This is a genomic window from Variovorax sp. PDC80 (assembly GCF_900115375.1).
Taxonomy (GTDB): domain Bacteria; phylum Pseudomonadota; class Gammaproteobacteria; order Burkholderiales; family Burkholderiaceae_C; genus Variovorax.
In genome coordinates, this window is record NZ_FOWG01000014.1 from 122,357 (window position 1) to 143,848 (window position 21,492).

23 protein-coding genes are annotated in these 21,492 nt (G+C 68.6%); 11 read left to right on the forward strand and 12 right to left on the reverse strand.

What is annotated here, in order from left to right; translation table 11 throughout:
- Positions 1-12 precede the first annotated feature (12 nt).
- The 4 genes from BM109_RS32690 to BM109_RS32705 form a co-directional block, all read right to left on the reverse strand.
- Positions 13-1,002 carry a FecR family protein gene (locus BM109_RS32690; RefSeq protein WP_177239519.1) on the reverse strand — a complete coding sequence of 330 codons (990 nt, stop codon included), beginning with the start codon at positions 1,000-1,002 and terminating at the stop codon, positions 13-15.
- A 5-nt stretch (positions 1,003-1,007) separates the two neighbouring features.
- The gene (locus BM109_RS32695) at positions 1,008-1,556 is read right to left on the reverse strand and encodes an RNA polymerase sigma factor (protein ID WP_093352433.1); all 549 of its coding nucleotides are present in this window, start codon (positions 1,554-1,556) and stop codon (positions 1,008-1,010) included.
- A gap of 8 nt (positions 1,557-1,564) precedes the next feature.
- Positions 1,565-2,359, reverse strand: a complete 795-nt coding sequence (locus tag BM109_RS32700; RefSeq protein WP_177239520.1) for an STN domain-containing protein — start codon at positions 2,357-2,359, stop codon at positions 1,565-1,567.
- A gap of 191 nt (positions 2,360-2,550) precedes the next feature.
- Positions 2,551-3,432 (reverse strand): LysR family transcriptional regulator, encoded by an 882-nt coding sequence (locus BM109_RS32705; protein WP_093352438.1) that lies wholly within the window; start codon positions 3,430-3,432, stop codon positions 2,551-2,553.
- A gap of 152 nt (positions 3,433-3,584) precedes the next feature.
- Between BM109_RS32705 and BM109_RS32710 the strand changes: the two genes are divergently transcribed.
- From BM109_RS32710 to BM109_RS32720, 3 genes are all read left to right on the forward strand, one after another.
- Positions 3,585-4,238 (forward strand): hydrolase, encoded by a 654-nt coding sequence (locus tag BM109_RS32710; RefSeq protein ID WP_093352440.1) that lies wholly within the window; start codon positions 3,585-3,587, stop codon positions 4,236-4,238.
- 242 nt (positions 4,239-4,480) lie between these two features.
- Positions 4,481-4,837, forward strand: a complete 357-nt coding sequence (locus BM109_RS32715) for a hypothetical protein (protein WP_093352444.1) — start codon at positions 4,481-4,483, stop codon at positions 4,835-4,837.
- Between the two features lie 76 nt (positions 4,838-4,913).
- Positions 4,914-5,312 (forward strand): hypothetical protein, encoded by a 399-nt coding sequence (locus tag BM109_RS32720; RefSeq protein WP_093352446.1) that lies wholly within the window; start codon positions 4,914-4,916, stop codon positions 5,310-5,312.
- 135 nt (positions 5,313-5,447) lie between these two features.
- Here the strand turns inward: BM109_RS32720 and BM109_RS32725 are convergent, their stop codons facing one another.
- The 3 genes from BM109_RS32725 to BM109_RS32735 form a co-directional block, all read right to left on the reverse strand.
- A complete protein-coding gene (locus BM109_RS32725) occupies positions 5,448-6,338 on the reverse strand; it encodes a DUF1444 family protein (RefSeq protein WP_177239521.1) in 891 nt (296 codons plus the stop codon).
- A gap of 148 nt (positions 6,339-6,486) precedes the next feature.
- A complete protein-coding gene (locus BM109_RS32730; RefSeq protein ID WP_093352452.1) occupies positions 6,487-7,278 on the reverse strand; it encodes an SDR family NAD(P)-dependent oxidoreductase in 792 nt (263 codons plus the stop codon).
- Positions 7,279-7,317: 39 nt separating this feature from the next.
- Positions 7,318-8,265, reverse strand: coding sequence for an alpha/beta fold hydrolase (locus BM109_RS32735; RefSeq protein WP_093352455.1), 948 nt, complete (start codon positions 8,263-8,265; stop codon positions 7,318-7,320).
- Positions 8,266-8,385: 120 nt separating this feature from the next.
- Between BM109_RS32735 and BM109_RS32740 the strand changes: the two genes are divergently transcribed.
- The 3 genes from BM109_RS32740 (at position 8,386) to BM109_RS32755 (ending at position 10,564) form a co-directional block, all read left to right on the forward strand.
- Positions 8,386-9,291: a LysR family transcriptional regulator gene (locus BM109_RS32740; protein ID WP_093352459.1), complete on the forward strand. Its 906-nt coding sequence runs from the start codon at positions 8,386-8,388 to the stop codon at positions 9,289-9,291.
- A 667-nt stretch (positions 9,292-9,958) separates the two neighbouring features.
- Positions 9,959-10,294 carry a patatin-like phospholipase domain-containing protein gene (locus tag BM109_RS32750; protein ID WP_093352464.1) on the forward strand — a complete coding sequence of 112 codons (336 nt, stop codon included), beginning with the start codon at positions 9,959-9,961 and terminating at the stop codon, positions 10,292-10,294.
- Positions 10,295-10,300: 6 nt separating this feature from the next.
- The gene (locus BM109_RS32755; protein WP_093352466.1) at positions 10,301-10,564 is read left to right on the forward strand and encodes a hypothetical protein; all 264 of its coding nucleotides are present in this window, start codon (positions 10,301-10,303) and stop codon (positions 10,562-10,564) included.
- Between the two features lie 27 nt (positions 10,565-10,591).
- On the opposite strand, the gene BM109_RS32760 is transcribed toward BM109_RS32755, so the two are convergent.
- Positions 10,592-11,083, reverse strand: coding sequence for a GNAT family N-acetyltransferase (locus tag BM109_RS32760; protein ID WP_093352469.1), 492 nt, complete (start codon positions 11,081-11,083; stop codon positions 10,592-10,594).
- A gap of 31 nt (positions 11,084-11,114) precedes the next feature.
- On the reverse strand, positions 11,115-12,065 hold the full coding sequence (locus tag BM109_RS32765) for an AraC family transcriptional regulator (RefSeq protein WP_177239522.1): 951 nt from the start codon (positions 12,063-12,065) through the stop codon (positions 11,115-11,117).
- Positions 12,066-12,333: 268 nt separating this feature from the next.
- Between BM109_RS32765 and BM109_RS32770 the strand changes: the two genes are divergently transcribed.
- The 3 genes from BM109_RS32770 to BM109_RS32780 are packed head-to-tail and all read left to right on the forward strand — an operon-like array spanning position 12,334 to position 16,507.
- Positions 12,334-13,821 (forward strand): aldehyde dehydrogenase family protein, encoded by a 1,488-nt coding sequence (locus tag BM109_RS32770; protein ID WP_177239523.1) that lies wholly within the window; start codon positions 12,334-12,336, stop codon positions 13,819-13,821.
- A 59-nt stretch (positions 13,822-13,880) separates the two neighbouring features.
- The gene (locus tag BM109_RS32775) at positions 13,881-14,984 is read left to right on the forward strand and encodes an NAD(P)-dependent alcohol dehydrogenase (protein ID WP_093352476.1); all 1,104 of its coding nucleotides are present in this window, start codon (positions 13,881-13,883) and stop codon (positions 14,982-14,984) included.
- 32 nt (positions 14,985-15,016) lie between these two features.
- Positions 15,017-16,507, forward strand: a complete 1,491-nt coding sequence (locus BM109_RS32780) for a DUF1214 domain-containing protein (RefSeq protein ID WP_093352670.1) — start codon at positions 15,017-15,019, stop codon at positions 16,505-16,507.
- A 9-nt stretch (positions 16,508-16,516) separates the two neighbouring features.
- On the opposite strand, the gene BM109_RS32785 is transcribed toward BM109_RS32780, so the two are convergent.
- The 3 genes from BM109_RS32785 to BM109_RS41700 form a co-directional block, all read right to left on the reverse strand.
- On the reverse strand, positions 16,517-16,903 hold the full coding sequence (locus BM109_RS32785) for a response regulator (RefSeq protein WP_093352478.1): 387 nt from the start codon (positions 16,901-16,903) through the stop codon (positions 16,517-16,519).
- A 30-nt stretch (positions 16,904-16,933) separates the two neighbouring features.
- Positions 16,934-17,956 (reverse strand): alpha/beta hydrolase, encoded by a 1,023-nt coding sequence (locus tag BM109_RS32790; protein WP_093352481.1) that lies wholly within the window; start codon positions 17,954-17,956, stop codon positions 16,934-16,936.
- A 144-nt stretch (positions 17,957-18,100) separates the two neighbouring features.
- Positions 18,101-19,642 carry an alpha/beta hydrolase fold domain-containing protein gene (locus BM109_RS41700; protein WP_256222917.1) on the reverse strand — a complete coding sequence of 514 codons (1,542 nt, stop codon included), beginning with the start codon at positions 19,640-19,642 and terminating at the stop codon, positions 18,101-18,103.
- A gap of 179 nt (positions 19,643-19,821) precedes the next feature.
- Here BM109_RS41700 and BM109_RS32800 point away from each other — a divergent pair, with 179 nt between their 5' ends.
- Both BM109_RS32800 and BM109_RS32805 read left to right on the forward strand, forming a co-directional pair.
- The gene (locus BM109_RS32800) at positions 19,822-20,697 is read left to right on the forward strand and encodes a fumarylacetoacetate hydrolase family protein (RefSeq protein WP_093352675.1); all 876 of its coding nucleotides are present in this window, start codon (positions 19,822-19,824) and stop codon (positions 20,695-20,697) included.
- A complete protein-coding gene (locus BM109_RS32805; RefSeq protein ID WP_093352484.1) occupies positions 20,694-21,491 on the forward strand; it encodes an alpha/beta fold hydrolase in 798 nt (265 codons plus the stop codon). The genes BM109_RS32800 and BM109_RS32805 overlap by 4 nt, the downstream gene beginning before the upstream one ends.
- Position 21,492 lies beyond the last annotated feature (1 nt).

A 21,492-nucleotide genomic window follows, 5' to 3' on the forward strand; every position in this document is an offset into this window, starting at 1 on the left:
CGGTGAAGCCGCTCAGCTCATCAGCACGATGTTGCCCGGCAGCGCCGTCAGCTTGGCGCCGTACAGCTCGCGGATCATCGTCAGCGCCGTGTCGGTCTGGTGGATGGCGAAGCGCATCTGCACCGGCCGGCGTCCCATCTCGGCATTGCGCAGGATGACGCGGCCCGGCCGGTAGCGGTTGATCTCGTCGATCACCTCGGCCAGCGGCACGTCGGTGAAGATCAGCGCGCCGCTGCGCCAGGCGCTGACGCTCGCCGGATCGACGGCCACCGGGGGGCGCGCACCCTGCGCGTCGTAGACCAGCTGCAGGCCGCGCTCGAGCACGCGGTGCTGGCCCGCCAGGTCGACGTCGACCGTGCCCTCTAGGCAGCTCACGCACACCTGCGGGCCGGTGTGGCGCACGTTGAAGCGCGCGGAACGCGCCAGCAGCCGCCCGGCGCCCGCATACACCGCGAACGGCCGCTGCGGGCCCGCGAGGATCTCGGCCTCGCCCGCCACCAGCTCGATGCCGTCGCCGGCCTCGCCGGCTTTCAGGTTCATGCGGGTCTGCGTGTTCATCTGCACGCTGACCTGGTCGGACAGCGCCACCTGCCGCTGTTCGCCGGTGCCCGTGCGGTAGTCGGCGCCCAGTTCCGCGACCGACGGCCACAGCCCCAGCGGCGGCCTGAAGGCCAGGAAGGTGGTGGCCGACGCCGCCACCGCACCCGCGACGAAGGCACGCCGGCCGGGCCGGTAAGCCCGATCGGCCGGTGCGGCCACACGCCGCGGCCGCTCGGGAAACGCCGCCGAGGGATCCGCCTGCACCGCCCGCGCGGCGGCCGGTTCCAGCGCCTCCCAGGCCTTCTTCACTTCGCGCCAGGCCCGTGCATGCTCGGCGCTCTGCGCGCACCACTGGCGCAGCGCTTCGGCATCGGCGCGCGTGGCCCGGCCCGAGCGCAGCCGCGCCCACCAGGCGTCGGCCTGTTCGCGGATCGAGGCGTGAGCGTTGCGGTCGGCGCTCATGAACATCAGTATCTCCGACGGCCCGCGACGTTCGAACGCTCGACCGCATCGGACTGCGCCATGCGCTCGCGGCAATGGCGCATGGCGTGGCGCAGCTCCTTTTCCACCGAGCTCTCGGAGATCCCGAAGCGCTCGGCGATCTCGGTGTTGAGCAGCCCGTCCATGCGCGCCGCGATCAGGATCGCGCGGCGCCGCGGCGGCATCTCCGCCAGCACCTCATCGAGCGTCGCGAGCTCGCTGCGCGCCGCGACCGTGCGCAGCGGATCGCCCACCTCGTCGGCGATGTTCATCAGCGCCTCCACGTCGCCATCGGTCAGCAGCACGTTGTTGTGGCGGTGCGTGTCGATCGCGATGTTGGCGGCCATGCGCAGCAGGTAGGCATCGGCATTGCGCACCGAGCCCGCCGTGGCCGTCGCCTCGAGCCGCACCCAGGTCTCCTGCAGCGCATCGGCGGCGTCGTCGCGCGAGCCCACGATGCGCTCCAGGCTGCGGCGCAGCTCCGCATAGCGCGCGGTCAGGCGCAGGCGCAGCGTGGAGCGAAGCGAGTCCGGCATGGCGTGGCTCAGGGCCCGACGATCCGGAACGCGTCCGGCGTGCGCGCGGCCGTCAGGGCCGCGCCCTCCCCTTCGCCCTCGATGGCGGACGGGCATTGCGGGCGCGCCGAGGGCCCTTCGGGCAGCAGCAGGATCGAGACCGGCTGCGCCATCGCGGCGGGCGGCGGCACGCCCACGGCCATGCGCCGCAGCACCCGGGCGATCGCCGCGTCGCGTGTTGCCTGCCCCGTCGTGTCGAGCAGCCGGAAGCGCTCGACCATGCCGCGCGCATCGAGGCGAAGCTGCAACGCCAGCCGGTACGGGCCGGGCCGGGTCTGCGGCGACGCGCACAGCGCATCGCGCAGGCTCTGCTGCACCCGCGCGATGTAAGCCATGAAGTCGGGGTTCCTACCGGTGACGCCCGGGATGTCGGGGCCTCCCGCCGTCGCAACCGGCGACACCGCGGTGGCCGGCGCCGGATCGTCCGCTGCGGAGATCACGACGGACTGCGCATCGGCATGACGCGCGCGCAGCCCCGTTCCCGCCAGCAGTTGCCGCAGCGCCTCGTCCGCGCCGAAGCTGCCCTGCACCGCGCCGGCTTGGCGCTTCGCGTCGGCGCTGTCGATCATCACGGCCAGGCCGGTCAGGCGGCTGTAGGCGTTGAGCGCGCTGCCCAGGTCCTGGGCGGCAATGTCGAAAGGGATGGGACTCACGGCTGCACCATCGGCTGCCGCCGGCACCTGCGCCCGGGCCTCCGAAGCCACCAGCAGCGTGCCCATGAACGCGAGGCAGCCCCACAGCAGGTACCCTGTCAGTGCCAGCACACTGACCGATGCCGGGTTAGCTGTCATCTGCTATCGCACACGTCCGGAAGTTGAAATGAAGTGCCCGAGGCAGACCGCTCAGCAAGTTGTCGAGGAGGCTAGTTCGATTTGTTTACATGTACGTGACAGAACGGAGACACGCCGCTTCGCTCGCCGCACGGCAAGCGCGACGAAAACGACAAAGCACCCGCTCACGCCGGATGCGACAACCGCTCGCAGTGCTCGATCAGCAGTTCGGTCAGCACGCGTATCTTCCTGGCCGGATGCTGGCCGGGCGGCCGGATGACGTAAGCCCCCGCGGGGGGCGGTGGATAGCGCGTCATGACCGGCACCAATGCACCGGCGGCCACGTATTCATGCGTGAGCCAGTCCGGCACATAGGCGATCCCGAGGCCCGCCACCGCGGCGGCGACCAGCGCCGTGCCGTTGTCGGCCTTGAATCGTCCCTGCGGCCGGACCGTGATGATCCGGTCGCCATCCATCAGTTGCCAGGCCTCGGTGCCCTGCATCAGCGCTTCATGGGCACCGAGCTCGTCCGGGGTCTCGGGCGACCCGTGCGCGCTGATATAGCTCGGGCTCGCCACGAGCTTGCCGTAGATCGGTCCGACGCTTCTTGCAATGAGGTTGGAGTCCTCGAGATAGCCGACCCGGATCGCGCAGTCGAAGCCTTCGGCGATCAGATCGACGAATCTGTCGCTGTAGCAGGTCTGGATGTGGAGCTGGGGATGACGCTTCGCCATCTCGGCGAGCATGGGCGCGAAGTGCGTCGGGCCGAAACTCAATGGCACCGCGATCCTCAGGCGGCCGCGAAGCTCGCCCGCGGGCAGGATCGTCTCCATGGCCGTGTCGATGTCGACGCAGACCTTGGCCGCGTAGTCGCGGAACGTGCTGCCCGCTTCCGTGAGCGCCGCACCGCGCGTGGATCGCGCGAGCAGTTGAACACCCAGTTCCGCCTCGAGCCGAAGTAGTCGCCGACTCACCATCGACTTGGAGATGCCCAGTCGCACCGCCGCCGGCGACACCCCTCCGGCACTGGCCACTTCGACGAATGTACGCAGGTCCTCGATGTCCAAGCTGGCGTTCCTCCAATCGCGACACAGTTCGCCGAAGAATGGTACTACCGGGCGAAGAGCGGGATCGCAATACTCCCTGCGGACGGCATCGCCACGAGCGGTTCCGTCGTCCAGAACCCCTCCCGCTGACAGCGGCAACACAGGAACCAGCAATGACTTCTCGCAACGGCCTCTCTTCGCTTCTTCGTCCCGAAGACTCGGTCCTCGTCCTGATCGACCACCAGCCCTACCAGCTCGCGAACCTGAACAGTCACGAACCGCAGATGGTCATCAACAACACCGTCGGCCTCGCGAAGGCCGCCAAGGCCTTCGGCGTCCCCACCATCCTGACGAGCGTGATCGCCGAACGCGGCGGCCTCCTCTTCCCCCAGCTCACCGAGGTCTTCCCCGGCCAGGAGGTCATCGACCGTACGTTCATCAATACCTGGCAGGACAAGGCGGTGGTCGATGTGGTCAAGGCCACGGGCCGCAAGCAACTGATCATCGCGGGCCTGTGGACCGAGGTCTGCGTCGCGATGCCGACGATCCAGGCACTCGGCGAAGGCTGGGACGTCACCGTGGTCACCGACGCGTCCGGCGGCGTCTCCGTCGAGTCGCACCAGGTCGCGATCCAGCGAATGATCGCGGCCGGCGCGAACATGCTCACCTGGCTCGCGGTCGCCTCGGAATGGCAGCGCGACTGGGCACGCACCGAGAGCGCCGCTGCATTGACCCAGGTGATCACGCAACACGCGGGAGGCAGCGGCATCGCGTACCTCTGGGAGCAGCAGTTGCTCAACACGCCGGTGCCTGCCAAGGCGGGCTGACAGAAACAAGGGGGATGGACGCGCTTCCGTCGAGGCGTTGCGAAGGCTGAACGCCGGCTCGATCCACTTCATCCCCGAAAGGCCTGGGCGCTCGCGCATGGACCGCGGCCAGGCCGAATGGCGCGGACGGCATCGGGACAACCGAGGAGCCGGCTGTCGGAAAATGCGGCGGAGGCCACGCCGTGGCCGCGACGGCTTCGTGACGAATCCGTGCTTTCGACCGCCCTCGCCCCTTCGATGCCATGCGTGACTTTCTCTATTACTCGCTGATGCTCCTGCTGGGATTCGCCTGGTACCGCTTCGGGCAGAGCCTGCTGAAGAAAGGCAATCGCGACGAGAACGACGAACTCACCAAGGGCTTCGTCGGACCGGTCGGCTTCCTCGTGGCCGGCGCCATCGCGTGCTATCTCTTCGTCTCCACCTTGCGCGCGCTGATCCGGGGCGAGGTGCCGTGCCTCGGCAAGGCCTGCTCGGGGCAGGTGTATGCGCTGGCGACGCATGCGGGGGAGTACTGGTCGAACGTCTTCTACATGGTGTGGCTCGTTCTCGCGCTGGGGTATGCGCTGTACGTGACGTTCAAGATCTGGTTCCGGGTCTGATGCCCGGCCTTGGACGAGAATTGCGCGCCGGCCGATGCATGAGGCCGGCATGACCCGTCATGCAAGGAATCGACCCATGCGCCTGTACTGGCTGTTCATCCCGATGATCGTTTCGACCGCCGCCTTGTGCGCGGGGGTCGCGAGTGCGGCCGAACTCTGTTCCCGGGCTTCACCGCGCGCGGGCGCCGAAGTCACCCACACGCACGGCTTCGATTTCATCGTCGATCCCCAGCCGGTTCCGAATTCGTTCACCGGTTGCCAGTACGGCTGGATCGGCGATGGCAATGCGCCGTCCACCATGGAGAAGGTCATCACCGCCTACTACGTCGCTGGCCGCGTGCAGTGGTACGAAGCGCGCTGGCCCGATCGCCCGCTGCATCGTTGCGTGTACGAAGGCGGCGTCATCGCGCCCGGCAAGTCCGTCAATGCTTCGGCATGTCCGGTCAAGGAAGCCGATGCCCAGGTGCCGCGTTGAAGTGGGAGCGACATCGACGCCTCCATCGCGCGCTGGGGCGATCCCTGCGATCCTACGGCCGCGCGGATGGCGGCGCGGCTCGTGGCGATCGCTGCACGAGAACTCGAAACCTCGCTGGACAACGCGGTTCCAGACTCATTGCGTTCGCAACGCCTTCCAGCCGCCCCGATCCCTGACCAGCACCGCATCGGACACCGAATAAGGCTCCCCGCGAACGACACGCGCGACCAGTCCACGCAACTTCGCCACCTGGTCGGGCTGGTCTGCGCGCGTGAAGAAAATCCAGTCCCCGGTCGGCACGGCCATGGCCACGGGTCCGCCGGCCAGGGCCTCCAGCCTGGTCCAGAGCGCGGGGTCGAAGACCCTCGACGATCCCAGTCCATCGTTGGCGGGCATGAAATGGACGCCCTCCATCCCCTTGATGGGCTCGGCCTTCAACGCGGGCAGGCGCGCGGCGTTGCGCGACGCCAGCTCGGCGAGTGTTGTCACCGTCAATCCGGCTTGGGCCATGTCGTCGAGGTTGATGAACCGAACCGTCTTCTCGCTGTCGACGACGAAGAGCGTCTCGATGCTTTCGGCGAAGGGCATGACCACCAGCTGCTTGTCGGGCTCCTTGATCCGCTCGGTGGCCCGTGTTCCGAAGCCGGACCGGCGCAGCACCGGGAACACCTTCTCGCCCACGAACGCACGCTGCGCCGAGTCCACCGAAGCGACGGAGACAACGCCCCGGACGAAGTTCGCAATCTCCTCGTCGCAGCGATCGGCACGGGATTCGCAGGACTTGCGGACATTGAAAAGATAGACCGTCGACGCGCTCTTGCTCGCGATCTTCAATTCGTTGTCGGTCACGACGGTCACGCCGATCTCCGGGGCCTCGCTCCGCAGTGCCCGCAAGACCTTGTCGGTCAAGCCGTCCGCCCGGCAGACGCCGGCGCCCAGGCTCAGCACCGCCACCGCGGCCATCCACGACGCACGCCGAAGGCGCCCGATGCGGATCGGCGGCCGTGTCGCTGCGTGCTCGCTCACCACTGCCACACCACCATTGCGCGTCTCCTCGCGATCGTTGAACCCGTCGTCGGGTGTCGAGCCCGCATCACCAGGCGGCGTCCACCACCCTGCGATTCGACCGCACGATACCAAAGACGGCCTCGAGGAGCGCCCCGCGCCAGCGAGCTCAGAAGGCGCTCTTGACCACGCCCCCATCCACGCGAAGCGCCGCGCCCGTGGTCGCCGACGCGAGCGGACTCGCCACATAGGCCACGAGCGAGGCCACCTCCTGCGGCGACGCAAAACGCTTGATCAGCGAGGTCGGGCGAACATGGTCGAAGAACTCCGCCTCGACCTGCTCGAAGCTCTTGCTGCTCGAGCGCGCCATGCCTTCCACGAAGTCGCCGACGCCGCGCGATTTCGTCGGTCCGGGCAGCACGCTGTTCACCGTGATGTTCGTGCCGGCGACCGATTCCGCGAGCCCGCGCGACACCGCGAGCTGCGCGGTCTTCGTCACGCCGTAGTGGATCATCTCGGTCGGTATCTGCACCGCGCTTTCGCTCGAGATGAAGATGATCCTGCCCCAGTTCGCCCGCTTCATCTCCGGCAGCACCAGGCGCGCAAGGCGCACGCCGCTCAGCACGTTGACGTCGAAGAAGCGCAGCCAGTCCTCATCGGGAATGTCCTCGAAGGCCTTGGCCTCGAAGATGCCGAGGTTGTTGACGAGGATGCCGATGCCGGGATGGCGGCGCACGAGTTCCTCGGCGGCGTCGGCGCGGCTGAGATCGCCGGCGTAGCCGACCACCGTGCCCTGCGTCTGCGAGCGGATGCGCTCCACCGCCTCGTCGACCGCGGTCTGCGACCGGCCGTTGACGATGACGCTGGCGCCCTCCTGGGCCAGCGTGTGCGCGATCGCATAGCCGATGCCTGCGGTGCTGCCGCTGACCAGGGCCAGCTTGCCCTTCAGTTGAAGATCCATGTCGATGCTCCTTGTGTCGATGACGAGATGGGTTGCCTGTCAGCCCAGGAAATTGACCAGCGCGGGAATGACCTGATCGGGCGCCTCCTCCATCAGCCAGTGACCGGAGCCCTTGACGATCACGCCCTGCACGTTGGTTGCGACCATCTTGCCCTGTTCGATCAGGAAAGTGCCACCGGCTTTTTCCCCGGACAGCACCAGCATCGGCATGGGCAGCGGCGTCTTGCCCAGTTCGGCGAACTCGGCCGCGTCCTGCTCGAAGGCCTTGAAGTATTCGAAGCCGGCGCGCATGCCGCCGGGCTGCGCATAGGCCTTGGCATAGAAGCGGCGATCGGCCTCGGGCACCGAGCGCTTGGGGTCGGCCGCGAAGTCGTTCCAGAAATGCTCGAAGTAGATGCGCTCGCGTCCGTGCACCAGCGCCAGCGGCGTCGCGCCGTGGAAATGGAAGTGCCAGAGGTCGCGCAGCAGCCAGACGTTCTGCCATTGGCCGATGCCGGGCAGGAAGGCGTCCATGAGCACCACCTTGTCGGTCTCCAACGGGAACTGCGCGGCATAGGCGTAGGCCACCATCAGGCCGATGTCGTGGCCCACGATGCTCACGTTGCGGATGCCGAGCGACTTGACGAGCTCGTGGATGTCGACGGCCATGTTCTTCTTGCCGTAGCCGCTCTCGGGCTTCGACGAGTTGCCCGCGCCGCGCAGATCGGGCACGACCACGGTGTGCGTCTTGGCCAGCAACGGCATCAGCGGGTTCCACATGTGGCCGGTCTCGGCATAGCCGTGCAGCAGCACGATGGCCGGCCCGGTGCCGCCGATGCGGTAGTTGATGCGGGTGCCGTTCACCTCGGCGCTGCCGGCGCGAAAGCCCGGCACCGCGTCGACGGCGGGCGCGGCGTGCGCCACGGAGCCGAAGCTCAGCGTGGCGCCGAATGCGGCGGCGCCGGCGATCAGCGCGCGGCGGGTGGGGGCGGGATGGAGGGTGTTCATGTCTAGGCCTTTCGGTCCGTGTTTTGGGGTGAAGCGAATTTATGATTCAGCTTCACTTCCAGAAAGGCCCCAAAAGTGGTTTACTCATTCAGCTTTTGTGAATGATTGGAGCCCGAGGCCATGGACCGATTGCGTGCGTACGAGGTGTTCGTGACCGTGGTCGCGCGCGGCAGCTTCGTCAAGGCGGCCGACGCGCTCGACACCTCACCGGCCAACGTGACGCGCTACGTCAACGAGCTCGAAGCCCACCTGCGCACGCGGCTGATCAACCGCACCTCGCGCCGCCTGTCGCTCACCGAGGGCGGCGAGGCCCTGTTCGACCGGGCGAAGTCGATCCTCGAAGAGGTGGCGGAGACCGAGGCGCTCGCGACCACTGCGTCGCTCCAGCCGCGCGGGCGGCTGCGCCTCAATGCGCCGCTGAGTTTCGGCAGCCTCGTGCTGGCGCCGCTGTGGCCAAAGTTCATGGCGAAGTACCCCGATGTCGAACTCGACATCGCGCTCATCGACCGCGTGGTCGACATCGTCGAGGAAGGCTACGACCTGGCGATCCGCATCTCGCGGACCACCTCGGGCAATCACATCGCGCGCAACCTGGGCCGTTCGCAGAACCTCGTGTGCGCCTCGCCCGACTACCTGGCGAGGCATGGCATGCCCGAGGTGCCCGCGGACCTGTCGCGGCACCTGTGCCTGGGCTATACCTACGGCGCGACCTCCGACGAGTGGCAGTTCGCCGGCCCCGGCGGGTCGCTGGAATCGGTTCGCGTGCGCTGGGCCCTGCGGGCCAACAACGGCGAAACCGCTCGTGCGGCGGCGCTTGCCGGCGCCGGCGTCATCTGGCAACCGAGTTTCGTGATTGGCGAGGACGTGCAGGCCGGTCGACTGGTCGAGGTGATGCCGGGCTATCGCATGCCGCCGATCGACATCCTCGCGATCTACGCCAGCCGTCGCCATCTCAGCGCGAAGGTGCGGGTGATGGTCGACTTCCTGGTCGATGCCCTCCAGAGTTCACCGCGGGGATCGAACTGAGTCTGGAGCGGTCAACGCTACGCATTCGTTGAACATTTCAGCGGGCACCTGAGGGCCAATCGTTTTGTGCGACTCCCTGTTCAATTAGCTCGCTATTGCGACGCAATTGCATCTCTATGTCGCCGCTCTCCGCGTGAACTAATTTCGGCTTGACGAATGGACAAGCCCCGCGCAATCTCCGCCGAAGGGAGCGGCCGTGGAGCGAGGAGGTCGACATGATGGTTCGTATTCGCCTGCAGTACGCGCGCCTGGCTCTTCAACGCGAGATGCTGGCCATGTTCGTCGCATACAGCTCCGTCGGCCTCTGGGTGATCTTCTGGTTCGGCGACTAGCGGCACTTCGAAGAAATTTCCGCCGACGCGGCGGCAAGAACGTGCGAATGGCGCTTCGCACTCCATGGCCATGGGTGGCCGAGGCCGCGACACCCCGAAACTTCCTGCCTCACCGATTCCGGTGCCCGATCCATGGCGAACTTCGCGGGCGCCTGATTGACCCCGCAACCTCCGCCATTCCCCACTGAAATCCGTTGTCAACCAATAGGCCTAATTGGCAATTTCTCCATTGCATCGAGATATCCACTGCAAAAAAAGCAAGGTGCAATTGCAATAGCGGCACTCGACACTGCAACTCCCCGCATGGGATCAACTCACCTGAAGGAGCTTTCGCAATGTCGACGCTTCCCGGCCATTACACAATTCTCTCGTTCGTTGGCGGCGGCATCCGCGGCCTGCTCTCCGCCACCATCCTCCAGCGCCTGTACGACGCCAACAAGGCGCTGCTGGACGAAACGAGAATGCTCGCCGGCGATGAACTGAACTTCTACAACTCCATGAACCCCGACCCGCGGACGCCCGCCTACTCGATCGACAAGGTGCTGGGCAGCCAGAAGGCCATCCACTTCGACACGAAGATCGCCGACGCGCGCAAGGACGTCCTGCTCGTCTCGTTCAACGTCGGCCAGGTCGAACCCGACCGCGACAACAAGATGATGCCCACGCCGTGAAAGCCGATGATGTTCACGAACATGCTCGGCAGCGACCGGGACCGGCTGGACGGCCTCGACGGCAACGGCGACACCCCCATCGCGGTGGCCGCGACGTCCAGCGGCGCCATGCCGGGACAGCTGGGGTCCATCGACGGGAACGTCGATGGCGCCTTCTTCGACTGGGGCGCCCAGCAGTGGAACACCGAGGACTGCTACGGCGTGGCGCTGGACTACCAGAAGGACACGCCGATGGCCTTCTGCTTCCTGCCTCCGACCAACGAAGGCTGAGAGCCTGCGGCGCGCTGATGGTGCCCGCTAGAGCACCATCAGCATCTCGTGCCAGGACATCCCGCCATGGCCGGACGGCGAAGGCCTCACGTAGCCGTACCCCTGCCGGGCATAGAGCGCCACGTGGCGCTCCTTGCACATCAGGTGGATCGTTTGCTTGCCGGCCTGCCGCATCTGGTCGACGAAGGTCTTCATCATCACGCTGGCATACCCGCGCCCCTGGAACAGGGGATCGATGACCACGGACATGATCACGACGTTGGGCGCGGCGGCGTCGTGGCCGACCAGCTCCTTGACGGCCTCGTCCGACATCACGACCTCGTGCGCGCACCCGCTGTTGATGAAGCCGATGAGCTGCTCCTCGAGCTCCATGACGAGGAAGCCTTGCGGGTACTGCTCGATGCGGGTGCGGATCTTGGCGAGGGTGGCGGCCTCGTCGCCCTCGTAGGCGCCGATCTCTATCGCGTAGCAGCGTTCGGCATCGGAAGGAAGGGCTTGGCGGAAAACGGGTTCTGGCATGGATGAGGGGTTGGAACGAGGCATGCGCCCATCATGCCGTCCGGCGATGGCGCGCGCGCAGGGTGTCCGATGGCGCCTCGCCGAATTGCGCCTTGTACTGCTGCGCGAGGCGGCTCAGATGAAAGAAGCCGTGGGCGAACGCGATGTCCGTCACCGTGTCGTCGTCCGCGCCGTCCAGCAATCGCTCGCGCACCTGCGCGAGGCGGATCCGCCGCAGGTAGGCCGTCGGCGTCATCCCCCGGTGCGCCTGGAACGCCAGCTGCAAGGCACGCACGCCCACGCCCAGCGACGAGGCGATGTCGGACACCGTCAGCGACAGGTCCGCGATGCGGTCGTGAATGAGCGCCTCGGCCAGGCCCGCGAGGCGCGCGGGCCGCGATGCCGGCCGCTCTCCGCGCATCCAGCCGGTGTAGTTGTGCGGATGCCCGTGCAGCAGGGACATCAGAACGAACTGCTCGAGCGAACGGTACGCCGGGGCCGGCAGCGCCGCGGGCAAGGTGTCGACCAGGTCCCACACGCCGGACCATGAACGCTCGAGCGCCGGCGTGAACGGCACGGGGTCGAACTTCAGCCCGTCGTCGAGCGGACGGCCGACGAGGCTGGCGCAGCACGCCTCCAGCGTCGCCGTGTCGGGCCGGAAGGTGATCTGCTCGAAGCTGGCACCGAAATCGAAGCGGGTCGGCCGGCCGGCCGATACGGGGATCGTCGTGCCCGCGCGCCAGGTGGCGCTGCGGTTGCCCTGCGACACGGTGCCTTCGCCGGCGGTGCAGCGCATGAAGAGGAACAAGCCAGGGAACTCGCCCGCGTCGACCTCCACGCGCGCGCCGTAGGCGAGCTGGACCAGCGCCAGCGGCCTCGCCTCGGTCGCGCTCAGCCGGGTGTCCAGGGCCTTGGCCCGGCGATCCAGGTGGAGCTCGTGCGGGCAGTACACGGCGCCCACGGCGTGGATGGCTTCGTCGAGATCATGGGTCCGATAGTGCATGGTCGCCCCTTCCACAGACGGCGCGACAGCTTCTGCGTGCTGCCGCCGGGCCCGCATTCTAGGGGTGCGTTCCCTCGCGTTCCCTCGCGTTCCCTCGCTGAGCGGCGCGATGCGGGAACGCCCGGAGCCCCCGTCCTGCGCATCGCGGATAGCGCTTCGCATTCCGGATCGCGGCGCGGCGCGTCTTCCTGAAGACTGGCGCCAGCCGAGCCGACCGTGCCCATCAGGCCGGTCGCGCCCCCATCCATCCATGCACAGGAGTCCCTTGATGAGCTCGATCCACGACCTCGGTCTTTCCGAAACCTACGGTGCCTTCATCGACAACGCGTTCCAGCCGATCGACGGTCCGACCTTCGAGGCGCGGCATTCGGGCACCGGCGAACAGGTCGCGCGCATCGCGCGCTGCGGCGCGGCCGAGGTCGATGCGGCCGTGCGGGCCGCCGCCAGGGCCTTCCCGGCCTGGCGCGCCACCGCGCCCGAGGAGCGCTCGGCCCTGCTGCTGAAGCTGGCGGCGGCCGTGGAAGCCGACCAGCAGCGCCTCGCGCGCATCGATTCGATCGACATCGGCCGGCGCCTGTTCGAGACCGGCCTCGATCACCAGTTCGCGATCTCGCAGTACCGCTACTTCGCGGCCGCGGCCCTCACGCACGAGGGATTCGGCCGCCCGATCCCCGGCGGCTACCTGGTCGCCAGGCGCGAGCCCTATGGCGTGTGCGGCCAGATCATTCCGTGGAACGTGCCCGCGATCATGGCGGCCTTCAAGATCGCGCCGGCGATCGCGGCGGGCAACACGGTGGTGCTGAAACCCGACGAGAACGCCTCGCTCAGCACGCTGGAGCTGTGCCGGCACATCGCGAAGATCTTTCCGCCCGGCGTCATCAACATCGTGCCCGGCTTCGGCGAGGAGGCCGGGGCCGCGCTGACCGCGCACCCCGGCGTGGCGAAGCTGGCCTTCACGGGCAGCAGCGAGGTCGGGCGGATCATCTCGCGCGCCGGCGCCGACCGGCTGGTTCCCGTGTCGCTGGAACTGGGCGGCAAGAGCCCGAACATCATCTTTCCCGACATCGAGGACATCGACGCGGTGGTCGACAACGCGATGTTCGCGACCCTGTACTGCAACGGCCAGTCCTGCCTCGCGGGCACCCGGCTGTTCGTGCACGACGCGGTCTACGACGCCGTGATGGACCGCCTCGTCGCCGGCATGGAGCGCGTGCGGGTCGGCGCGGCGCTCGCGCCCGACACCGTGCTCTCGAACCTGGTGTCGCCCGAGCAGGGCCGGCGCGTGATGAACTACATCGACATCGGCAAGGCCGAGGGCGCGCGGCTGATGACCGGCGGCCAGCGCATCGACGTCGAGGGGCAGGCCCACGGCCACTTCATCGCGCCGACCGTGTTCGAGGCCGAGAACCGCATGCGCATCGCGCAGGAGGAGATCTTCGGCCCGGTGCTCAGCGTGATCCGCTGGAAGGACCACGACCGGATGATCGAGGAGGCCAACGGCGTGCGCTACGGCCTGGCCGCCGGCCTCTACACCAGCAACCTGCGCAACGCCTGGGACACGGCCGACCGGCTGCAGGCCGGCTCGGTGTGGATCAACCACTACTTCAACCTCGCGAGCGGCTCGCCCTTCGGCGGCTTCAAGGAGAGCGGGATCGGCAGCGAGTACTGCCACGAGACGCTCAACATGTACACGCACCTCAAGGCCGTGACGGTCCAGACGCAGGTGGCGGCCCCGTGGTTCGCCCCCAGGGCCTGAGCCCGCGGCACGCAGCGCTTCGCCCTCCCCCCACCCCCTACATCCAAAGAGGTCATCCCATGCAGATCACAGCCGCCGTCATGCGCGAGAAGGGTGGCAAGTTCACCCTCGAGGACATCGAACTGGAGCCGCCGCGCGACGACGAGGTGCTCATCCGCATGAAGAGCTGCGGCGTCTGCCACACCGACACCCTCCCGCGCGACCAGGTGGTGCCGGCGCCCTTCCCCGCGGTGTACGGCCACGAGGGCGCGGGCATCGTCGAGCAGGTCGGCAGCCGCGTGAGCAAGCTGAAACCCGGCGACCACGTCGTGATGAGCTGCAACTTCTGCGGCCACTGCGACACCTGCCAGACCGGCAAGCCCATGTACTGCCGGCACTTCTTCAAGGCCAATTTCGGCTTCGCGCGCATGGACGGAACGCCCACCATGCGCCAGGGCGGCGACGTCGTGCACGGGGCCTTCTTCAACCAGTCCTCGTTCGCGACCTATGCGCTGGGCACCGAACGCAGCGTGGTGAAGATCCCGTCCGACGTGCCGCTCGAGATCATGGGGCCGCTGGGCTGCGGCGTGCAGACCGGCGCGGGCGCGGTCATCAACTCGCTGCGCCCGCAGGCCGGCGATTCGATCGCCATCTACGGCGCGGGATCGGTCGGCCTCTCGGCGCTGCTCGCGGCCAATGTGACCGGCTGCGCGATCCGCATCTGCGTCGACCCGAACGAGGCGCGCCTGCGGTTCGCGCTCGAGCTCGGCGCCACCCATGTGGTCAACCCGCGGACCACCGACCCGGTGCGGCGCATCCAGGAGATCACCGGCGGTGGCGGCACCCAGTTCTCGCTCGAGACCTCGGGCAATCTCACGGCCCTGCGCCAGGCCGTCGATTCGATCCAGATCATGGGCGAGTGCGGCATGATCGGCGCACCCGCCTTCGGCAGCGAGATCGGCCTCGACACCTGGGGCCTGCTGCTGGGCCGCAAGATCCGCGGCATCTGCGAAGGCGACTCGGTGCCCGACCTGTTCATCCCGAAGCTGGTCGAGCTGTATCGGCAGGGGCGCTTCCCCTTCGACAAGCTGATCCGGTTCTATGCCTTCGACCAGATCAACGAGGCCGTGGAAGACGGCGAGCAGGGCCGGACCATCAAGGCCGTGCTGCGTTTTCCCGACTGACGCAGGCTGCAAGCTTTCGAGGACCGATGTTCATGGCATTGAATCGACGAGGCGCCTTCAAGCTGGCCACGACCCTGGCGCTGCTGAGTTCGAAACCCACGGCCGCGGGCACCGGCCAGGGCGCGGGCACGCGCGCCGCGGTCGACACGCAGGCCGGCGCGCTCGAGTTCGAGCTCGGCATGCCCACGGCGCGCACTGTGGACAGTCTCTACCAGGCGCTCGACCATCAGAGCGCCGTGATGAGCTATCTCTGGGCCATCCCGATCGTCGGCATGGAAAGCGCGCGGCAGATGCTGGTCGACAACGCGGGCGCCCGCAGCGGCGACTTCGTGCGGGTGTCGGGCTACCGCGACGTCAGCGCGATGCTCGGCTCGAACGTCACCACGCCCTATGTCTTCGCCTTCTTCGATCTTTCGCGGCAACCGCTGGTGCTGCACTATCCGCCGGGCGCGACCGCGGGCTCGCTGATCGACTGGTGGGACCGTCCCCTGTGCGATGTCGGCATCACCGGGCCCGATGCGGGCCGAGGCGCCGTGTTCGTGCTGCTCGGTCCGGGGCAGCAGGCGCCGGGCGAGCTGCCGGCCGGCGCGCAGCTGCTGCGATCGCGCACCTTCAAGGTCCTGCTGTTCTGCCGCGGACTCGATGCCGACCTGGCGCAGGTGGAAACGGTCTTCTCGGCCCTGCGGGTCCATCCGCCCGGCCAGCAGCCTGCCGCGGCGAGTACACGCCTGCTGCGCTTCAAGCCCGAGGGCGAACTGACGAGCATGGCGCATCCGCAAGGCCTCGCCTACTGGCAACGGCTGGCGAATGCGCTGCGGGGAGAGCCCGTGGAGGATCGCGACCGCTTCTTCGCCGCCCTGCTCGCGCCGCTCGGCATCAAATTCGATCGCCCCTTCGCGCCCGATGCTCGGCAACAGGCCGTGCTGGAGAAGGCCGCGATCGTGGGCGAGGCGACGGCCAAGGCCATCGCCTTCCGCAAGCGCATCCCCGGCATGCGCTATCGGCCCGACACCCACTGGGAATACCTGATCGCGCCCGGCTTCGACAACGCGCAGGACGTGCCCGGCGGCACGCTGTTCGAGGAGCGCACGGCCTTCTTTTACGAAGTCACCGGCACCTCGGCGGCCGTGTTGACGCGAACGCCCGGCGTCGGCGCGGCCTATCTCGCCGCCTACTACGACGCGAAGGCGGCCCCGTTCGACGGTGCGCGCAGCTACCGCCTGCGCGTGCCGGCGGACGTGCCCGCCAGGCTGTTCTGGTCGGCCACGCTGTACGACACGCAGACCCGCGGCCTGGTCCAGAACGCGCAGCAGATCGTCGACCGCTCCTCTCGCCAGGACCTGGCGAAGAACGCCGATGGGTCGGTCGACATCGTGCTGGGTCCGACGCCTGCACCGGGCCTCGAGAAGAACTGGATCCCCACCACGCCCGGACATTCCTGGTACGTCTATTTCCGTCTCTTCGGCCCACTCGCGGCCTACTTCGACCGCTCCTGGGTTCTGCCCGACATCCAGGCGCTGTAGCGCACCGCTTCAGGACCGGTCGACCGCGCGCTCGGTCTCCTCGAGAAAGCGCAGCAGGCCCTCGATCTCCGTCGACTTGTCGAACACCGCATCGGCGCCCAGCAGCAGCGCGCGCTCGCGCATGTCTTTGGTCGCGAAGTTCGAGAAGATCACCATGCGCTGGCGCGGCAGGCGATCCCTGCAGCCCATGAGCACGCCGAAGCCGGTGCCGTGGCGCAGGAAGAGATCGACCACGGCCACGTCCCATTGGCCATCGGCATCGTGCAGCCAGGCCACGGCCTCGGCCTGGGTCTCCGCGCTGCCGACCATGTGCACGGGCGCGAGCTCCTCCAGCGTCGCGATCAGGCTGTCGCGAATCAGGGGGTTGTCCTCGACGAGGTAACCGGTCAGGCTCATGGTGTTTTCGCCATCGTGTGGGTCCGGCCTTCAGGGCGCGAACGATCGCCGCAGCCGCTCGCCCGCAAAGGCCTGCGCGTCCCTGGCCTTCTCGAGCACCGCCGCGGCGCCGAAGAACTCGTGCGCCACGCCCTCGAATTCCTTGCGCGCGACCTCCACGCCCGCGTCGATCAGGGCGCTCTCGAGCCTCGCGCCATCGCTGCGCAGCGGATCGAGCCGCGCATTGACGATGGTGACCGGCGCCAAGCCGGCGAGCTGCGCGTCGACCAGCGACAGCCGCGGGTCGTCGAGGTCCTGCTCGCTGCGCGTCACGTGGGTGAAGAACCAGTCCATCATCGCGCGGTTGAGCGGCTTGGCGATCGCGTTCTCGAGGTAGGACTCGGTGTTGCGGCTGGTCTGCGTGACGGGGTAGACCGACAGCACATGGCGCGGCGCGCGCAGGCCGGCGTCGCGCGCGGCGATCGCCGTGGCCACCGCGAGATTGCCGCCGGCCGATTCGCCCGCGAGCGCGAGGCGGGTGGCATCGCCGCCGAATGAGGCCGCGTGCTCGATCAGCCAGCGGTAGGCCGCGAGCGCGTCGTCCCATGCGGCCGGAAACTTGTGCTCGGGCGCGAGCCGGTAGTCGACCGACAGCACCATCGCCCGTGCGGCGGCGGCGAGCCCGCGCGCGCCGCCGTCGTACACCTGCCGGTTCGCGATCACCCAGCCGCCGCCATGGAAATACAGGACGACGGGGAAGGGCCCCTGCCCCGCGGGCGTGTAGAGCGTGGCGGCCAGCGGGCCGGTGGCGCCATCGACCGTGAGCTCGCGCGTGGTGACGCCCGGCACCAGGGTCTCGGGCACGGCCGAGCGGTTCTGCTGCTCGAGCAGCTTCTTCACGGCATCGGCCACGGTCGGCTGCCGGCGTGCCTCCTCGGGCGTGAGTTTCTCGATCGCCTCGGGCTCGAGGGATTCGTGGGCCTTGGCCACCGCGATCTGGTCGTCATCGGCGCGCAGGGCCGCCACGACGTTGGACACCGCATTGATCACGGGATTCGGCTTCTTGTCGCTCATCGATTGCTCTCCTGGGAATGAAGTTGAAGCAGGTTGAGCAACTTGTACGACGCGAGGCCCCCCGGTGGTTTGTCGGACGTGGGCGCGCCACGTCGTGGGGCTTCCAGACCCCCGCCGTGGCGCGGCCCGCGCGAGGACCGGGGCTCAGCGCGCCGGATCGGCGAGCCCGAGCAGGCCCAGCGCCTGCCGGTGCGTGCCCGATGCCGGGTCCGCGAGATCGGCCAGCACGCTCATGTGGTTGCGGTTCGCGGGCCGCTCGGCGCCCACCACCACGCGGCGGCCCCAGGCGCTGGCGATCAGCTCGGCCTGGCGGTGGAACTCCTCGCTCTCGTCGCCGCCGACCACGGTCACCAGCGTGCCCTGCTTCGGCGCGGGCATCGCGGCCGGACTCAGCCGCAGCGCCGAGGCCTCGGTCAGCCCGATGTCGGCCGCGAGGAAAGGCGCGTGCCGCAAAGGCTCGAGCTCGTAGACGCCCGAGATCGGCAGCGCCGCCTTGACGAGATCGCGCGGCAGGTCGGGCGCAACGCGCTGCCAGTCGCAGGCCAGCAGCATGGTGGCGAGGTGGCCGCCGGCCGAATGGCCCGCGACGACGATGCGCGCGGGATCGCCGCCGTGCGCCGCGATGTTGCGATGCACCCAGGCCAGCGCCTGCGTCATCTGCCGCGCGATGTGCTCGATGTCGACCGCCGGGCACAGCGCGTAGTTGAGCTGCACGAAGGTGGCGCCCGCATCGGCCAGCGGCGGCGCGAGGAAGGCATGGTCGCGCTTGTCGAGCGCGCGCCAGTAGCCGCCGTGGATGTAGACGAAGACGGGCGCCTTCCCGGCACCCGATGCGGCCGGCAGGATGTCGAGCCGCTCGCTCTCGTCATCGCCATAGGCCAGATCGCGAATCCACTCGGGCCGCTGCAGCGCCTGCGCCGATGCATCGGCCCAGTACTTCAGGATCGACGGATGCTCGGGAATGCGCGCGCGGTTGTTGTACTGCGCATCGAACCATTCGGGCGCCGGCGGCGGCGTCGATGCCGCGGCCGCCTCGGCCGCCGCGCGCTTCGCCGCCGAGTCGCGCAGCGCCGCGTCGACCAGCGCATCGGCCATCCACAGCGCGGTGCGTTCGACCTCGCGGTCCTCGAGGCCCCAGATGTCCTTGAGCACCACGTAGGGCTCGATGCCGTAGACGATCGAGAGGGCATGGTGCAGCCGGTCGCGCATGCGCGGGCTCAGCAGCGGCGACATCGGCTCGAGCGCGTGCTCGAGGATGCGCACGCGATGGCCGCGGCGGTACGGTTCCTCGGCCAGCAGGCCCGCGCGCTCGAGGCCCCATTGCTCGAGCGAGAGCTGCGCCGCGGCGCGCATCGGTGCCTCGAATTCCTTGAAGCGCGGGAAGGTCTGGCAGAACAGCTCGTGCAGCCGCTCGCGCCCGTTCGGGTTGTCCGAGGCCATCTGGCGCACCGGGCCCAGCGAGCTGTCGACCACCGCGGTGACCAGCGCGCTGCGGCTCGGAAAGTAGCGGTAGGCGGTGGCGCGCGACACGTTCGATCGCGCCGCCGCTTCGGCCACCGAGGGGATGTGGCCCTTCAATCGAATGATGTCCATCGCGGCCTGCAGCAGCTGGCGGAAGGTGGCGGCGCGAACGCCGCGTTCCGGCGCGCGCGGCGCCTCGCTCGGTGTGTGCTTGAGTCTTGCCATCGGGTTTGTACGGGGTTCGGAAATGCGGAAGTCGTCTTGTGGAGATGGTGACACGGCTCGTATGATCCGCGCACCCAGATTTGAGACGCAAGTCTCAAAAATCCCTAGATGACTTCCGGAGCCACCGAGGCGATCGGCGCACAGCGCGACGACCTCGGGGCCATATGGAGACAAAGTCGATGCGCTTCGCAAGCTGGAGTTGGGGTGGCCGCAACCATGCGGGCACGATCTCGGCCGACGGCCGGGAAGCCACGCCATTGGCGGTGGGCGACGCCTCGCGCGGCGTGCTGCCGCTGATCGAGGCGCTGGCACGCAACGAACCGCTGCCGCAGCCCTCGGGCACGCGGCTGCCGGTCGAGGTGATCACCCTGCGCGCCCCGCTGCCGCGCCCGCTGCGCGGCCTGTTCTGCGTCGGGCGCAACTACCGCGCGCATGCGGCCGAACTCGCGGGCTCGGTGTTCCGCAGCAGCATGCCCGAGAGCGATCCTTGGCCGATCGTGTTCGGCAAGCTCGGCGAATGCGTGATCGGGCCGCACGATCCGGTGCGGCTGCCGCGGTCCTCGGTGTCGGTGCAGATCGACTACGAATCCGAACTCGCGGTGATCATCGGCCGCGGCGGGCGCGACATTCCGCGCTCGCAGGCGATGGAGCACGTGTTCGGCTACACCATCGTCAACGACGTGACGGCGCGCGACGTGCAGATGCGCCACCAGCAGTGGGACCTCGGCAAGAGCTTCGACACCTTCTGCCCGATGGGCCCGTGGATCGTGACCGCCGACGAGATGGACGGCCGCGCCACGCGCGTGCGCGGCTGGGTCAACGGCGCGCTGCGCCAGGACGGCCTGACGCGCGACATGATCTTCGACATCCCGACGCTGATCGAGACCTGCTCGCGCGGCATCACGCTGCATCCGGGCGACGTGATCGCCACCGGCACGCCCTCGGGCGTGGGCATGGGCCTGAACCCGCCGCAATGGCTGGGCCGGGGCGACACGGTGCGCATCGAGATCGACGGCATCGGCGTCATCGAGAACCGCTTCGAGGCCCTGGCATGAGCTTCCAGCTCATCGACCGCATCGCGGTGGAGGACGAGGGCGAAGGCCCGGTGGTCGTCTGCGTGCATGGCCTGGGCGGCAGCTCGAACACCTACACGCCGCTGATGCCCGCGCTGGCGCGCCACCGCGTGGTGCGCATCGACCTGCCCGGCAGCGGCCGCTCGCAGCGCGCCGAAGGGCCGCTCTCGATCGAGCGCTACGTAGCGACCGTGCTGTCGGTCTGCGAACGCCTGGGCATCCAGCGCGCGCACTGGGTCGGCCATTCGATGGGCACCATCGTCTGCCAGCACATCGCCGCGGCGCATCCCAGGTGCGTGGCGAGCCTCGCGCTGTTCGGCCCGCTGATCGCGCCGCCCGACGCGGCGCGCACCGCGATGAAGGCCCGCGCCGACAAGGCGCGCGGCGGCGCGGCGGGCATGCACGAGATCACGCAGGCACTGCTGCAGGGCGCGATCTCGGCCGACACGCGCCAGCGGCTGCCGGTGACGGCGGCCTTCGTGCGCGAGAGCCTGATGCGCCAGGACGGCGAAGCCTATGCCCGCAGCTGCGAGGCCCTGGCCGGCGCGCAGCCCGCGGCGGTGGAGAACATCGAGGCCGCGGTGCTGCTGGTGACCGGCGACGAGGACGGCGTGGCGCCGCCGCAGGCCGTGCGCGCCATGGCCGACCGGCTGCACCGTGCCGCCAGCAAGCGCGTGGTGGTGCTGCCGAAGTGCGGCCATTGGACACCCGTCGAGCGCCCCGACGAGTGCCAGCGCGAGTTGCGCGAATTCCTGGCGGCGCAGGCGAGGAGCTGAC

Coding starts and splice junctions, on each gene's coding strand:
- BM109_RS32790 (WP_093352481.1), bottom strand. CDS start 17,956: ATGAGCGACAAGAAGCCGAATCCCGTGATCAATGCGGTGTCCAACGTC.
- BM109_RS32750 (WP_093352464.1), top strand. CDS start 9,959: ATGTCGACGCTTCCCGGCCATTACACAATTCTCTCGTTCGTTGGCGGC.
- BM109_RS32715 (WP_093352444.1), top strand. CDS start 4,481: ATGCGTGACTTTCTCTATTACTCGCTGATGCTCCTGCTGGGATTCGCC.
- BM109_RS32775 (WP_093352476.1), top strand. CDS start 13,881: ATGCAGATCACAGCCGCCGTCATGCGCGAGAAGGGTGGCAAGTTCACC.
- BM109_RS32690 (WP_177239519.1), bottom strand. CDS start 1,002: ATGAGCGCCGACCGCAACGCTCACGCCTCGATCCGCGAACAGGCCGAC.
- BM109_RS32710 (WP_093352440.1), top strand. CDS start 3,585: ATGACTTCTCGCAACGGCCTCTCTTCGCTTCTTCGTCCCGAAGACTCG.
- BM109_RS32785 (WP_093352478.1), bottom strand. CDS start 16,903: ATGAGCCTGACCGGTTACCTCGTCGAGGACAACCCCCTGATTCGCGAC.
- BM109_RS32730 (WP_093352452.1), bottom strand. CDS start 7,278: ATGGATCTTCAACTGAAGGGCAAGCTGGCCCTGGTCAGCGGCAGCACC.
- BM109_RS32805 (WP_093352484.1), top strand. CDS start 20,694: ATGAGCTTCCAGCTCATCGACCGCATCGCGGTGGAGGACGAGGGCGAA.
- BM109_RS32735 (WP_093352455.1), bottom strand. CDS start 8,265: ATGAACACCCTCCATCCCGCCCCCACCCGCCGCGCGCTGATCGCCGGC.
- BM109_RS32720 (WP_093352446.1), top strand. CDS start 4,914: ATGCGCCTGTACTGGCTGTTCATCCCGATGATCGTTTCGACCGCCGCC.
- BM109_RS32780 (WP_093352670.1), top strand. CDS start 15,017: ATGGCATTGAATCGACGAGGCGCCTTCAAGCTGGCCACGACCCTGGCG.
- BM109_RS32770 (WP_177239523.1), top strand. CDS start 12,334: ATGAGCTCGATCCACGACCTCGGTCTTTCCGAAACCTACGGTGCCTTC.
- BM109_RS32755 (WP_093352466.1), top strand. CDS start 10,301: ATGATGTTCACGAACATGCTCGGCAGCGACCGGGACCGGCTGGACGGC.
- BM109_RS32760 (WP_093352469.1), bottom strand. CDS start 11,083: ATGCCAGAACCCGTTTTCCGCCAAGCCCTTCCTTCCGATGCCGAACGC.
- BM109_RS32695 (WP_093352433.1), bottom strand. CDS start 1,556: ATGCCGGACTCGCTTCGCTCCACGCTGCGCCTGCGCCTGACCGCGCGC.
- BM109_RS32765 (WP_177239522.1), bottom strand. CDS start 12,065: ATGCACTATCGGACCCATGATCTCGACGAAGCCATCCACGCCGTGGGC.
- BM109_RS32800 (WP_093352675.1), top strand. CDS start 19,822: ATGCGCTTCGCAAGCTGGAGTTGGGGTGGCCGCAACCATGCGGGCACG.
- BM109_RS41700 (WP_256222917.1), bottom strand. CDS start 19,642: ATGGCAAGACTCAAGCACACACCGAGCGAGGCGCCGCGCGCGCCGGAA.
- BM109_RS32740 (WP_093352459.1), top strand. CDS start 8,386: ATGGACCGATTGCGTGCGTACGAGGTGTTCGTGACCGTGGTCGCGCGC.